The following is a 12,996-nucleotide window of genomic DNA, read 5'->3' as shown; positions in this document are numbered from 1 at the left end:
TCACGTCAACGCCGTCGTTTTGGTTACGTGCTCAGCATTACGATGACAAGGAGAGGACGTGGTAAAACAGACCGTGTTCGCAGCCCTGCTGATTGCAGCAATGCTTCATTCCACCCATGCTCAACAACCACAGTGGCCTTCCTCCGTTACGGACACCCTGTCATTTGATGTCTTGCTGCCACCGCAGAATAACGATCAACTTGACGCCCTGCTTAAACAACAGCATGACCCGCAATCGCCGCTTTACCACCACTGGCTGAGTCCGAATGAATTCGACCGTCGCTTCGGCCCGTCAGTTCAGGCCGTAGCACGCGTGACCGAAATGCTAAAGCGCCAGAACATGCAGGTTAATCAACAGGGAAACGACCTGCACATCATAGCCAGAGTCGCTGATGCGGCCAGAGTTTTCGGTGTACCCATACACATATCCCGCGCAGGCGTGAAAAGGCTCAGCATGCCGGAGAACTGGGAACCGTCGCTGCCAGACGAATTACGTCAGGTGGGTGCCATTATCATCGGCTTGAACCCCGACCGCTGGCCGAAGCGCCTGAATATCGTCATCGATCCTTCGTCTTCAAAGGCGCATTCCGCGCAACATATCTATTGGTATAACGACCTAAAGCAGGCCTACGGCTATCCGTCTTATCAGACCATGATTAGCCGAAATGGTACGACACGCAGACTGGATGGCAGCGGTACGACGATCGCCATACTGGCTGCCAGCGATGTCCTGGATACCGATATTGATGCCTACTTTTCACTGCAGAATTTTTCCGCTCATGCGGGAACAGCGCACAATCCCCGAGTGTATACGCGCCGGTTTGTATACGGCGCGCAACCAGGCGTTAGCCGGGAAGAAATAAAAGACAAATCAGCGTTCGAAGCGGCGGCAGATGTAGAAATGGCGCTGGGTGGCGCACCCGGCGCTCGATTGATCCTGTATGTGATGCCCAATATGGATGACGACACGATTCTGGCAAGTTATCAGCAAATTGTCAGGGATAACCTGGCTGATATCGTCAGTTCCTCTTTTGGCGACTGCGAATTGTTTTATGTCCCGTCCTACAACAACGGTAGTGACCGGTACATGAAAATACTTCAGCAATACGATGCCGTCTTCCGTCAGGGTAACGCTCAGGGAATCACCTTCGTCGCCGCATCCGGCGATAACGCCGGCCGGGCCTGCCCGGATAAAAACAACGCCACCCAAGGCCGCAAAGGCAGGTTTATCCCCAGCGTAGAATGGCCAGCCATCAGCCCCTGGGTCACCGGGGTTGGCGGAACCAACCTGACAACCACTCACGCCGCCGGCCCGCGGGATGAAACGTACCTGCAAGAAAACAGCTATGCGGACCCCATCAGACGCGCCGATTATTTTGGCAATGGCGCAACGCTGTCGGGAGGGTATTTTGGCGCCGGCGGCGGGCTTAGCACCCTTTATCCACGACCGGATTACCAACGCGCGTTGCTGGGCGGCGGCACGCAGGCGATGCGCGCCGTACCGGATATCGGCATGCATGCCGGCGGGTGTCCACCTGCGGCGATAAAGCCATGTAACGGCGGAAACGACTCACTCAATGGGCATGGCAATACCGACCGTAGCGCTATATACGTCTACAGCATCGGCAATCTGGGGGTTTTGCACGGCACCAGCCTCGCCGCGCCCGAGTTCGCCAGCGCAGTGGCGCTACGGGTGGAATTGCAAGGTCGACAGGGTAATATCAACCACTACATTTACCGTCTCGCAGCAACCGATCCCCAGGCTTTTCATCATGATATTCCTGGATATAACGGTGTGGTCACTCATTATGCCCCGTTACACGGGGTTTATAATTACATGACGGGAACCGGCACACCGGTGGTTGCCGTATTTGCAGGCGTACCTTCCGTCGCCCGAGCCGGTATGCCACAAACACCCGGCAACCCCTGATGCTACGCCACAATCAAACCACACATCTGCACGACGAAACCTAAGCCGTAATCGAAACGCTCTTAACCTGAGCATACAGACGCTGCCCGGAAGTCAGCGCCAGTTCGTCCCGCGCCCAGGGAGTGATACGCGCCCACAGGATCTGCCCGCCGATATCCAGTTTGACTTCAACCTGCTCGCCTACCTCAAGGCATTCCACCACGCTGGCCGACAGCACATTGCGAATGCTGCTCGCCGCCGGGCGCTGCGTTACCAGCGACACATCCGCCGCATTGATGCGGATGCGCAACGTCGAGGCAAGCGGCGCGTCAACGCGCCCGACCCACAGAGGCTGTTCGCCCAGCGACAGCGCGGTCATGGCGTAGTGGGGATGGTGCTCCATCACCGTCACCTTCAGGATGCTGCTCTGTTCTTCTCGCGGCAGCCAGGCCCGCAGCGCGTTGCTGGCCCACACCTCTTCCAGCGAACCCTGGGCCTTGACCTGCCCTTTGTCCAGCACCAGCACCTTGTCCGCCAGTCGCAGTACCTCTTCCAGGCTGTGGCTGACATACAAAATCGGCGTGTTGACCTCGCGGGCCAGCCGCTCCAGATAGGGCAGCAGTTCGCGCTTGCGCGGCACATCCAGCGACGCCAGCGGTTCGTCCATCAGCAGCAATTCCGGCGCGGTCAGCAGCGCGCGGCCAATCGCCACCCGCTGTTTTTCGCCGCCGGACAAGGTGAGCGGATAACGCTTGAGCAAATGCCCGATGCCGAGCAACTGCACGATATCGTCGAACTGCGTCTGCATCTGCGCCGCCATGCCGTAACGCAGATTCCCCAACACCCGGTAGTGCGGGAAGAGCCGCGCATCCTGAAAAACGTAGCCGATGCGGCGTTTTTCCGGCGGCAGAAACACTCCCCGCTCGCGGTCGGACAGCACCCGGTCGTTGAGCTGAATCCGTCCTTTATCCGGCCGGGTCAGGCCCACGATGGCGTTGATCAGCGAGGTTTTGCCGGCGCCGGATACCCCAAACACCGCGGTAATCCCGCTGGCGGGAAGCTGGGTGGCGATGTTGAGCGTCAGGTCGCCCAGTTGCTGAGTAAAATCCAGTTGCAGCATTATCCCCCCAGCCGCTTGCGGCTCCAGCGCGTGAGCCATTCCGACAACAACAATGACACCAGCGACAGCGCGATGGCGATGATGCACAACCGGGCGGCCTGCATTTCCGCGCCCGGCGTTTCAATCAGCGTATACATGGCATTCGGAATGGTGCGGGTTTCCCCCGGAATGTTGGAAACAAAGGTGATGGTGGCGCCGAACTCCCCCAGCGAGCGGGCAAACGCCAGCACGGTGCCGACAATGATGCCGGGCAGCGTCAGCGGCAGCGTGATGGTGAAAAACACCCGCCAGCGACCGGCGCCAAGCGTGCGCGCCGCCAGCTCCAGCCGGGTATCCACCGCCTCCAGCGCCAGCCGGATAGCGCGCACCATCAGCGGGAACGCCACCACCGCCGAGGCCAGCGCCGCGCCATGCCAGCTGAAACTGAAGCTGAAACCGAACCAGTTATAGAGCCAACTGCCGACCACGCCTTTGCGCCCCATGATGATCAGCAACAGATAGCCGATCACCACCGGCGGCAGCACCAGCGGCAGGTGGATCACGCTGTCCAGCAGCGATTTGCCGACAAAACGGCAACGCGCCAGCACCCAGGCGGCCAGAATGCCCACCGGCAAACTACAACTGACCGCCACCAGCGATACCTTAAGGCTCAGCGATACCGCCTGCCATTCGTAATCACTGAGCAGCATTAACCGGCGTGAATCCGTATTGTTTAAACACTACCGCCGCCTGAGGCGTTTTCAGGTAATCAAAGAAGGCTTTAACCGCCGGGGTGTTGTGCCCTTTGACGATAGCCATCGGGTATTCCACCGGTTTGTGGGTATTGTCCGGGAAAATGCCGACCACTTTCACTTTGGTGCTGGCGACCGCGTCCGACCCGTAAACAATCCCCAGCGGCGCTTCTTCACGTTCTACCAGCACCATGGCGGCACGCACGTCATTGGCGCGAGCCATCAGCGGCGACAGCGTGTCCCAGGCATTCAGTTTTTGCAGCGCCTCTTTGGCGTAGATACCGGCCGGCACGTGATCCGGGTCGCCTACCGACAGACGTCCGCCTTTCAGCAGGCCTTTCCAGTCGGTTTTATCGTCGATCTTGAACCCTTTGGTCTCGGCAGACTTGGGCGCAATCACCACCAGTTGATTCCCCAGCAGGGTGTAACGGGTGTCGTTTTCGGTCAGTTGCTTACCCTGGGCATAATCCATCCACTGCTGATCCGCCGAGATAAACAGGTCGGCAGGCGCCCCTTGTTCAATCTGACGCGCCAGCGTCGACGACGAGGCGTAAGACGCCACGATGGAAACCTGTTTTTCTTTTTGGTATTGCGCGGCGATATCCTGCAACGCATTGGTCAGCGAGGCAGCGGCAAACACGGTTACCTTGTCCTGCGCCAGCGCCGTATTCGCGCTCATACCCAGCGTTAACGCGGCGGCGGTCAGCCAGTAAGTCCATTGCTGTTTCATTTTGTCTCCCGAGGTTTTCGTTGTGTAGTTAGTAACATAACGATAAATACCGAATTCTGGCCGCCTTGTCATTGTTCTTTCTTAAGCAAAAAAAGTCTTAAGCAAAAAAAATCCGGCAAATGCCGGATTCATCAGAAAGGGAAATCAGGGAAGGGATTATTTGCGCGCGACTGAAGACTCGCGATGACCGATGGCGGAAAACAGGTTGAAGACTTCGCCCAGTCCATAAATGGCTCCCAGAATCAGCGCCATCATTACCGGCACCATGCACACCGCAAACAGCAGGCTTTTCAGCAATTCCAACATATCGACCTCGTCTTTCACCGTAGCTGGCCGTTGCGCCGCCAGTCTCTCATTGATTCAGGGTAAACTATGCTAACCCCCATAACTGTCGATGAGTTTACCTGAATCGCCGGAATTAGAGCGGCCATTCGTGCGGTTTGCCTGTTTCGCGCAAAACGATGACAATACAAACGATTAGCGACCCAGATACGGATGTGATCATGCAAGCAGAAATTCTCCTTACCCTGAAACTCCAGCAGCGGCTATTCGCCGACCCGCGTCGCATCGCGCTGCTCAAGCAAGTGCAGCAGACCGGCTCCATCAGTCAGGGAGCCCGGCTGGCCGACATCAGCTACAAAAGCGCCTGGGACGCGATTAACGAGATGAATCAGTTGGCGGAGCAAACCATCGTTGAACGCACCACCGGCGGCAAAGGCGGCGGCGGCGCAGTGCTGACACGTTATGGCGAACGGTTGCTGCAATTGTATGACCTGTTGGGACAAATTCAGCAAAAAGCCTTCGATGTACTTCAAGACGATAACCTGCCGCTAGATAGCCTGCTGGCGGCGATCGCCCGTTTTTCGCTGCAAACCAGCGCCCGCAACCAGTTTTTCGGCACCGTACTGGCGCGCGACCAGCAGCAGGTGCAGCAGCATCTATCTATCCTGCTGGCGGATGGTCATACCCGCATTCAGGCCGCGCTGACCCAGCAGAGCGCCGATCGGCTGCAACTGAGCAGCGGTAAAGAGGTGCTGGCGCTAATTAAAGCGCCTTGGGTCGCCGTTACCCCGCAAACCGCAGCGGCACCCGCTCACGACAATGTCCTGCCCGGCCGCATCAGTCATCTGCAGCCCGGCACGGCGCAAAGCGAAGTACTGGTGACGCTGGAAGGCGGCGAAGTGGTGTGCGCCACCCTGCCCAATGATGACGTAACACAACAGGGGCTACAGCCGGAGATGGCGGTTTACGCCAGCTTTAACGCCGACCGGGTGATTATCGCCACGCTGTGTTAACGCGCACACGGCACAACGCACCTTGACAAGCCGGCCGCTTCCCTTTACCCGTAGACGTTGTTCTGTCATTTTGCAAAGGGAATCATCATGTCATTGCTGCACATCCATCAGGCACAGTTCCGGTTAAGCGATACCCGGATGATGCGTCTGGATGAACTCACGATGCACCAGGAGCAGTGCTGGGCGTTCGTCGGCGCCAACGGCAGCGGAAAATCGGCGCTGGCGCGCGCGCTCTCCGGCGAGTTGCCGCTGTTGTCAGGGCAACGCCAATGCGACTTCCAGCGCGTGGCGCGCCTCTCCTTCGAACAACTGCAACAGTTGGTGTCGCTGGAGTGGCAGCGCAACAACACCGATATGCTGAGCGCCGACGAGGACGATACCGGGCGCACCACCGCCGAAGTGATTCAGGACAGCGTGCACGACGCCGAAAGCTGCCGTCAGTTGGCGACGCAATTCGGCATCCTCCCTCTGCTGGACCGGCGCTTCAAATACCTCTCTACCGGCGAAACCCGCAAGACCATGCTGTGTCAGGCGCTGATGGCGCAGCCGGACCTGCTGATTCTCGACGAACCGTTCGACGGGCTGGACGTCGCCTCGCGCGCGCAGTTGACCGACCTGCTGGCGTCGCTGGCGGCGCAGGGGCAAACACTGGTGCTGATTCTCAACCGCTTTGAAGATATTCCGGTGTTTGTCGGCCAGGTCGGCGTGTTGGCGGATTGTACCCTGACCCGGCAAGGCGCACGCGAGGCGATTTTATCCGATGCACTGGTGTCGCAACTGGCGCACAGCGAAACCCTGGCCGATACCGCGCTACCGGAAGCGGAAGACCCGACCCAGCGCCCGACCTTGCCGCCGGATCAGCCCCGCATTCGTCTGCTGCACGGCGTGGTGAGCTACAACGATCGCCGCATTCTGGACGATTTGAGCTGGGAAGTGCTGCCGGGCCAGCACTGGCAAATCGTCGGGCCGAACGGCGCCGGCAAGTCCACCCTGCTTAGCCTGATCACCGGCGACCACCCGCAGGGCTACAGCAACGACCTGACGCTGTTTGGCCGTCGTCGCGGCAGCGGCGAAACCATCTGGGACATCAAGCGCCACATCGGCTACGTCAGCAGCAGCCTGCATCTGGAGTACCGCGTCAGCACCAGCCTGCGCAACGTGATCCTCTCCGGCTTCTTCGACTCCATCGGCATTTATCAGGCGGTATCCGACCGCCAGCGTTTTCTGGTCGCCCAGTGGCTGGCGTTGCTCGGTCTGCCGGACAGCTTGGCCGACGCCCCGTTCCAGTCATTGTCCTGGGGCCAGCAACGGCTGGCGCTGATTGTCCGCGCGCTGGTGAAACATCCGGCGTTACTCATCCTCGATGAGCCGTTGCAGGGATTAGACCCGCTCAACCGTCAGCTTATCCGCCGCTGGCTGGATATTCTGATCGGTCAGGGACAAACCCAACTGCTGTTCGTCTCCCACCATGCGGAAGACGCGCCGGACTGCATCACCCACCGCCTGACTTTCGTACCGGACGGCGACGGCTACCGCTACCTGATAGAAAACCGCTGATCGCTCACAACACGGTTTCGCTTGCGGCGAAACCGTCATTTCGCCCACTTTGTGATAACGTTACCACAAAAAAATACAGAGTATTTTCCCTAGTACCGCATCATACTATATTGATATCCTATAACCTCACCCAGACACATCGATCGAGCTGTATCGCCTTAATTATCGCTATTTAAGGCGTTGATCACCTTTTTCCCGCTACGGTCGTGCTATTTTCCCAACCAGTTTTCTGCAACAGAGGTCATTATGAAAGTATTGGTTACAGGTGGTATCGGTTACATTGGCAGTCATACCTGTGTACAACTGATCGCCGCCGGTCATCAGCCGGTTATTCTCGACAACCTATGCAACAGCAAATCCAGCGTGACAAAGGCCATTGCCCACGTCAGCGGACAGACGCCGGTGTTTTATCAGGGCGATATCCGCGATAGCGGCCTGTTGCAGACTATTTTTGCCGAACATGATATTGGCGCGGTGATCCACTTCGCCGGCCTTAAAGCAGTAGGCGAATCGGTACGCGAACCCATCAGCTACTACGACAACAACGTGTACGGCACACTGACGCTGGTGGAAGCCATGAAACACGCGGGCGTCAAGACGCTGATTTTCAGCTCTTCCGCTACCGTGTATGGCGACCAGCCGCAGATCCCGTATCAGGAAAGTTTCCCCACCGGCACCCCCGCCAGCCCTTACGGCCGCAGCAAACTGATGGTAGAGCAGATCCTGCAGGATTTGCAGCGCGCGGAACCGGACTGGAGCGTGGTGCTGCTGCGCTACTTCAACCCGGTGGGTGCGCATCCGTCGGGCGAAATGGGAGAAGACCCGCAGGGCGTGCCCAATAACCTGATGCCTTACATCGCCCAGGTGGCGGTGGGTCGCCGCGACTCGCTGGCGATTTTCGGCAACGATTATCCGACCGTCGACGGCACCGGCGTACGGGACTATATCCACGTAGTGGATTTGGCCGATGGTCATATCGCCGCCATGAATACCCTGCACGGCAAACCCGGCGTACACATCTATAACCTCGGCGCCGGCGTCGGTTACAGCGTACTTCAGGTAGTAGAAGCCTTCAGCCGCGCCTGCGGCAAGCCGCTGCCGTACCATTTCGCGCCCCGTCGCGACGGCGACCTGCCCGCTTACTGGGCCGACGCGGAAAAAGCCGCCCGCGACTTCAACTGGCGCGTCAGCCGGACGCTGGACGAGATGGCCGCCGATACCTGGCGCTGGCAGTCACGCCATCCGAATGGCTTTTCGGACTGACTGAACCAAATAACCGTTTTTCAGGACGCATCGCTTTTCGATGACGCCGTTTCCCGATGACAGAGTAAGGTATCCCATGGCGTATTTTGACCTCGTTGAACATCCGCACCGTCGCTACAACCCGCTGACCGGTCAGTGGGTACTGGTATCGCCGCACCGCGCCAAACGCCCGTGGCTGGGGCAACAGGAAAGCGTATCGTCCGACCCGTTGCCGTCGCACGATCCCAGCTGTTTCCTCTGCCCCGGCAACACGCGGGCGACCGGGGATACCAACCCCGACTATCAGGACACGTTTGTTTTCACCAACGATTTCGCCGCGCTGATGGCCGATACCCCGGCGGCGCCGGAAAACAGCGACCCGCTGATGCGCTGCCAAAGCGCGCGCGGTACCAGCCGGGTGATCTGCTTTTCGCCGGATCACAGCAAAACCCTGCCGGAGCTGTCGCTCGGCGCGCTGGAACAGGTGGTCGCCACCTGGCAACGGCAGAGCGCCGAACTGGGGCAAACCTACCCGTGGGTGCAGGTGTTTGAAAACAAGGGGGCGGCGATGGGCTGCTCCAACCCGCATCCTCACGGTCAGATCTGGGCCAACGATTTTCTGCCCAACGAGGCGGAACGGGAAGACCGGCAGCAACGCGACTATTTCCAGCAGTACGGCTCGCCGTTGCTGGTGGATTACCTGCAACGCGAATTGCAGGACGGCGCGCGCCATGTGGTGGAAACCGAGCACTGGCTGGCGGTGGTGCCCTATTGGGCGGCCTGGCCGTTTGAAACGTTGCTGCTGCCCAAAGCCCACACCCTGCGCCTGCCGGACATCACCACGGAGCAGCGTCAGGATCTGGCGCTGGCGTTGAAGAAACTCACCAGCCGTTACGACAATCTGTTTCAGACCTCATTCCCGTACTCGATGGGCTGGCACGGCGCGCCGTTTACCGACGGCGACCACCAACACTGGCAGTTGCACGCCCACTTCTATCCGCCGCTGCTGCGTTCCGCCACGGTGCGCAAATTCATGGTGGGCTACGAAATGCTGGCGGAAACCCAGCGCGATTTGACCGCCGAACAAGCCGCAGAGCGGCTGCGGGCGGTCAGCGATATTCATTACCGTGATTCAGGAGTTCAGGCATGACCTTATCAGCACGCACCCAGGCGGTTTTCCAGCAGCAGTTCGGTTACCCGGCAGCCCTTACCGTACAAGCGCCGGGCCGGGTCAACCTGATAGGGGAACACACCGACTACAATGATGGCTTTGTGCTGCCGTGCGCCATCAACTATTCGACCACCATCAGCGCCGCGCCGCGCGATGACCGGCAAATCCGCGTCATCGCGGTGGACTACGACAACCAGCAGGATCAGTTTTCGCTGGACGCGCCGATCGAACATCATCCGCAATGGCAATGGGCGAATTATGTACGCGGCGTCATCAAGCATCTGAAAACCCGCAGCGATGCCTTCGGCGGCGCGGATCTGGTGATCAGCGGCGACGTACCGCAGGGCGCGGGACTGAGTTCATCAGCGTCGCTGGAAGTGGCGGTCGGCAAGGCGATTCAGGCGCTGTACCAGCTACCGCTGGACAATGTGGCGCTGGCGCTCAACGGCCAGGAAGCGGAAAACCAGTTCGTCGGCTGCAACTGCGGCATCATGGATCAGATGATTTCGGCTCAGGGCAAGCGCGGCCATGCGTTGCTGATCGACTGCCGTTCGCTGGAAACTCGCGCGGTGTCGATGCCGGACAACGTGGCGGTGATGATTATCAACTCCAACGTCAAGCGCGGCCTGGTGGACAGCGAATACAACACCCGCCGCCAGCAGTGCGAAGCGGCGGCGCGCCATTTTCAGGTCAAGGCGCTGCGTGATGTCAGCGAAGCCGACTTCGCCGCCCACGTCGCCGGGCTGGATGAGGTGGTGGCCCGTCGCGCCCGCCACATCATCACCGAAAACGCCCGCACGCTGGCGGCGGCCGATGCGCTGACGCGCGGCGATCTGCGCCAGATGGGCGAACTGATGGCCGCTTCTCACGTCTCAATGCGGGATGACTTCGAGATTACCGTACCGCCGATTGATACGCTGGTGGAGATCGTCAAGGCGGTGATCGGCGCCGAAGGCGGCGTGCGCATGACCGGCGGCGGATTTGGTGGCTGTATCGTGGCGCTGATCCCACAACAGCACGTGACGGCGGTGCAAAATGCCGTGATGCGGGAGTATCCGGCGAAAACCGGATTACAGCCCACCTGTTACGTCTGTCAGGCCTCGCCAGGAGCCGGTTATGTCGAATGACCCTGTTGAACCGCGCGCGCCGCAAACGGCGCTCGCTCCGGATGGTCAGCCGTTTCAGCTGACCGTACTGCAAAATCGTCACGGTACGCGGGTAACGTTGATGGATTGGGGAGCCACCTGGCTCTCCTGTCAGTTGCCGCTGCCCGGCGGCACAACCCGTGAAGTACTGCTGGGCTGCGCGCCTGAACAGTACCCGCATCAGGCTGCTTATCTGGGCGCGTCGGTGGGGCGCTACGCTAACCGCATCGCCAACGCCACCCTGCGTCAGGGCGATACGGTCACCCGCCTGCACGCCAATCAGGGCGCGCACCAATTGCATGGCGGACCGGACGGTTTTCATGCCCGGCGCTGGCAAATTCTCAAGCAGAGTGACGATCAGGTCATCTACCAGTTGCATTCGCCGGACGGCGATCAGGGCTTTCCCGGCGCGCTGACCGCACAGGTCAGTTATCAACTGATCGACCAGAACGCGCTGGACATTGAATATCAGGCCGAGGTAGACCAACCCTGCCCGGTGTGCCTGACCAACCATGCCTATTTCAACCTCGACAGCGAACCGAGCGACGTGCGGCATCACCAGTTGCAACTGATGGCGGATTACTACCTGCCGGTAAATCAGGATGGTATTCCCGGCGATACATTGCGGGATGTGGCGGACAGCAGCTTCGACTTTCGCCAGCCCAAGACCCTGATGCAGGATTTTCTGGCCGATGCGGACCAGCAGGCCGTTCGCGGTTACGACCACGCCTTCTTGCTGCACCGCACCGGCGGCTCCACTGAAAGTCCGGCCGCCAGCCTGTGGTCGGCAGACGGCAAGGTCCAGATGCAGGTTTATACCAGCGCGCCGGCGTTGCAACTTTACAGCGGCAACTTTCTGGCCGGTACGCCGTCACGCGACGGCACGCCTTATGCCAACCACGCCGGGCTGGCGCTGGAAAGCGAATTTCTGCCGGACAGCCCCAATCATTCGGACTGGCCGCAACCCGACTGCTGGCTGAAGCCCGGCAAGCGCTATCGCTCGCTCACCCGGTATGCGTTTAGTGTCAATCAGGCTAAAAACCCGACGGATTGATGCCACCAGAGAGCCAGCACTGCTGGCTCTTTACAAATCTGTGCAAATTCCTGCTTGTCCGGCGCGGATTGCGCCTCTTACACTGGCTGCACTTTTTATAAGGACATTCGCCTCATGACCGCTTCGCGCCATCATCCACTCAGCCTGCGACATCTGCGCTATAAAAGCGGATGGGGCTGGATGTTGGCGCTATGCTGGCTACTGCTGAATGCCCAACTGGCGGTGGCCGGCCACCGCTGCGATCTTGCCGTAACCGTCGCGCCGGTGAGTATTCAGCATGATGCTCATCGCATGCAGCCGGACGCCGTCATGCCCGATATGCCGGCCGCTCAGGGCATTCAGACTACCGCTGACGTCAGCCCGCTGTGCGAGAAACATTGTCAGCCCGACACCGCCAGTCAGGATTTACCGTCGTTATCGCTACTGGCGCTGCCTGCCAGCAGCGAACTGCTGCCTGTTCAGCCGCCGGAACCCGTCGCCACCGGCAGCAACCGCTGGTTTACACCGCCGGTCGCCGGCCCGCCCGCCGAAATTCGTTTTTGCCGATTCAGAGAATAGCCTCCGCGATAAACAACCGTCGTGCGCTTTTGCGCAATAACTTGTTATTTATCGTATTTATGGAGCTATTATCATGCGTACACTTTCCGTGGCCGTCGCCACCCTGCTGTATTCCACATTATTTTCCGCCCCACTGCTGGCTGACCAGCACCAGACTCACACCATGACCAGCGACATGAGCGGCATGAACGGCATGTCCCATTCCATGAGCGGCGAGATGAACCATAACGGCATGTCGTCCTCTCCCTCCGAGTCGTCAACGGTCTACCACTCCAGCGGCATCATCAAACAGTGGAACGCTAGCGGCGTCACGCTGGCGCATGCGGCGATTCCCGCCTTGCGCTGGCCGGCGATGACCATGACCTTCCGCCTGCCTGCAAACGATAACCGGGCGCCGCTGCCGCTGGGCAGCACGGCCAGTTTCAGCTTCGTGCAAAGCGCGGACGGCTACACCCTGACTGACATCACACCGCAGCAAAACTGA

The 12,996-nt window shown here is 59.5% G+C and carries 13 protein-coding genes; 9 read left to right on the top strand and 4 right to left on the bottom strand.

Features of this window, described 5'->3' with window-relative positions; translation table 11 throughout:
* Positions 1-58: 58 nt before the first annotated feature.
* The gene (locus tag DDA898_RS06540) at positions 59-1,930 is read left to right on the top strand and encodes a S53 family peptidase (protein WP_201765886.1); all 1,872 of its coding nucleotides are present in this window, start codon (positions 59-61) and stop codon (positions 1,928-1,930) included.
* Positions 1,931-1,970: 40 nt separating this feature from the next.
* Here the strand turns inward: DDA898_RS06540 and modC are convergent, their stop codons facing one another.
* The 4 genes from modC to DDA898_RS22115 form a co-directional block, all read right to left on the bottom strand.
* Positions 1,971-3,029, bottom strand: a complete 1,059-nt coding sequence (modC, locus tag DDA898_RS06535) for a molybdenum ABC transporter ATP-binding protein ModC (RefSeq protein ID WP_038910607.1) — start codon at positions 3,027-3,029, stop codon at positions 1,971-1,973.
* Positions 3,029-3,718 carry a molybdate ABC transporter permease subunit gene (gene modB, locus DDA898_RS06530; protein WP_038910606.1) on the bottom strand — a complete coding sequence of 230 codons (690 nt, stop codon included), beginning with the start codon at positions 3,716-3,718 and terminating at the stop codon, positions 3,029-3,031. The genes modC and modB overlap by 1 nt, the downstream gene beginning before the upstream one ends.
* Positions 3,705-4,490, bottom strand: a complete 786-nt coding sequence (modA, locus tag DDA898_RS06525; protein WP_038900669.1) for a molybdate ABC transporter substrate-binding protein — start codon at positions 4,488-4,490, stop codon at positions 3,705-3,707. Before modA ends, modB begins: the two co-directional genes overlap by 14 nt.
* 156 nt (positions 4,491-4,646) lie before the next feature.
* Positions 4,647-4,796 (bottom strand): AcrZ family multidrug efflux pump-associated protein, encoded by a 150-nt coding sequence (locus tag DDA898_RS22115; RefSeq protein WP_013317050.1) that lies wholly within the window; start codon positions 4,794-4,796, stop codon positions 4,647-4,649.
* Positions 4,797-4,993: 197 nt separating this feature from the next.
* On the opposite strand from DDA898_RS22115, the gene modE reads away from it, so the two are divergent.
* The 8 genes from modE to DDA898_RS06480 all read left to right on the top strand — a co-directional run bounded on the left by modE (position 4,994) and on the right by DDA898_RS06480 (position 12,996).
* Complete coding sequence (gene modE, locus DDA898_RS06515) at positions 4,994-5,785, top strand: molybdenum-dependent transcriptional regulator (protein ID WP_013317049.1); 792 nt, start codon at positions 4,994-4,996, stop codon at positions 5,783-5,785.
* A gap of 87 nt (positions 5,786-5,872) precedes the next feature.
* The gene (gene modF / locus DDA898_RS06510; protein ID WP_038910605.1) at positions 5,873-7,342 is read left to right on the top strand and encodes a molybdate ABC transporter ATP-binding protein ModF; all 1,470 of its coding nucleotides are present in this window, start codon (positions 5,873-5,875) and stop codon (positions 7,340-7,342) included.
* Between the two features lie 246 nt (positions 7,343-7,588).
* The gene (gene galE / locus DDA898_RS06505; RefSeq protein ID WP_013317047.1) at positions 7,589-8,605 is read left to right on the top strand and encodes a UDP-glucose 4-epimerase GalE; all 1,017 of its coding nucleotides are present in this window, start codon (positions 7,589-7,591) and stop codon (positions 8,603-8,605) included.
* A 76-nt stretch (positions 8,606-8,681) separates the two neighbouring features.
* Complete coding sequence (gene galT, locus DDA898_RS06500) at positions 8,682-9,734, top strand: galactose-1-phosphate uridylyltransferase (RefSeq protein WP_038910604.1); 1,053 nt, start codon at positions 8,682-8,684, stop codon at positions 9,732-9,734.
* The gene (gene galK / locus DDA898_RS06495) at positions 9,731-10,882 is read left to right on the top strand and encodes a galactokinase (protein WP_038900664.1); all 1,152 of its coding nucleotides are present in this window, start codon (positions 9,731-9,733) and stop codon (positions 10,880-10,882) included. Before galT ends, galK begins: the two co-directional genes overlap by 4 nt.
* Positions 10,872-11,954, top strand: a complete 1,083-nt coding sequence (gene galM / locus DDA898_RS06490) for a galactose-1-epimerase (protein WP_038910603.1) — start codon at positions 10,872-10,874, stop codon at positions 11,952-11,954. Before galK ends, galM begins: the two co-directional genes overlap by 11 nt.
* Before the next feature lie 114 nt (positions 11,955-12,068).
* Positions 12,069-12,512, top strand: a complete 444-nt coding sequence (locus tag DDA898_RS06485; protein ID WP_033111706.1) for a hypothetical protein — start codon at positions 12,069-12,071, stop codon at positions 12,510-12,512.
* Positions 12,513-12,585: 73 nt separating this feature from the next.
* Positions 12,586-12,996 (top strand): copper-binding protein, encoded by a 411-nt coding sequence (locus DDA898_RS06480; RefSeq protein WP_038900662.1) that lies wholly within the window; start codon positions 12,586-12,588, stop codon positions 12,994-12,996.

The organism is Dickeya dadantii NCPPB 898, from assembly GCF_000406145.1.
In the GTDB taxonomy this organism is placed as follows: Bacteria; Pseudomonadota; Gammaproteobacteria; order Enterobacterales; family Enterobacteriaceae; genus Dickeya; species Dickeya dadantii.
The sequence above is the reverse complement of the archived record's forward strand: the minus strand, read 5'-3'. Positions and strand labels throughout refer to the sequence as shown.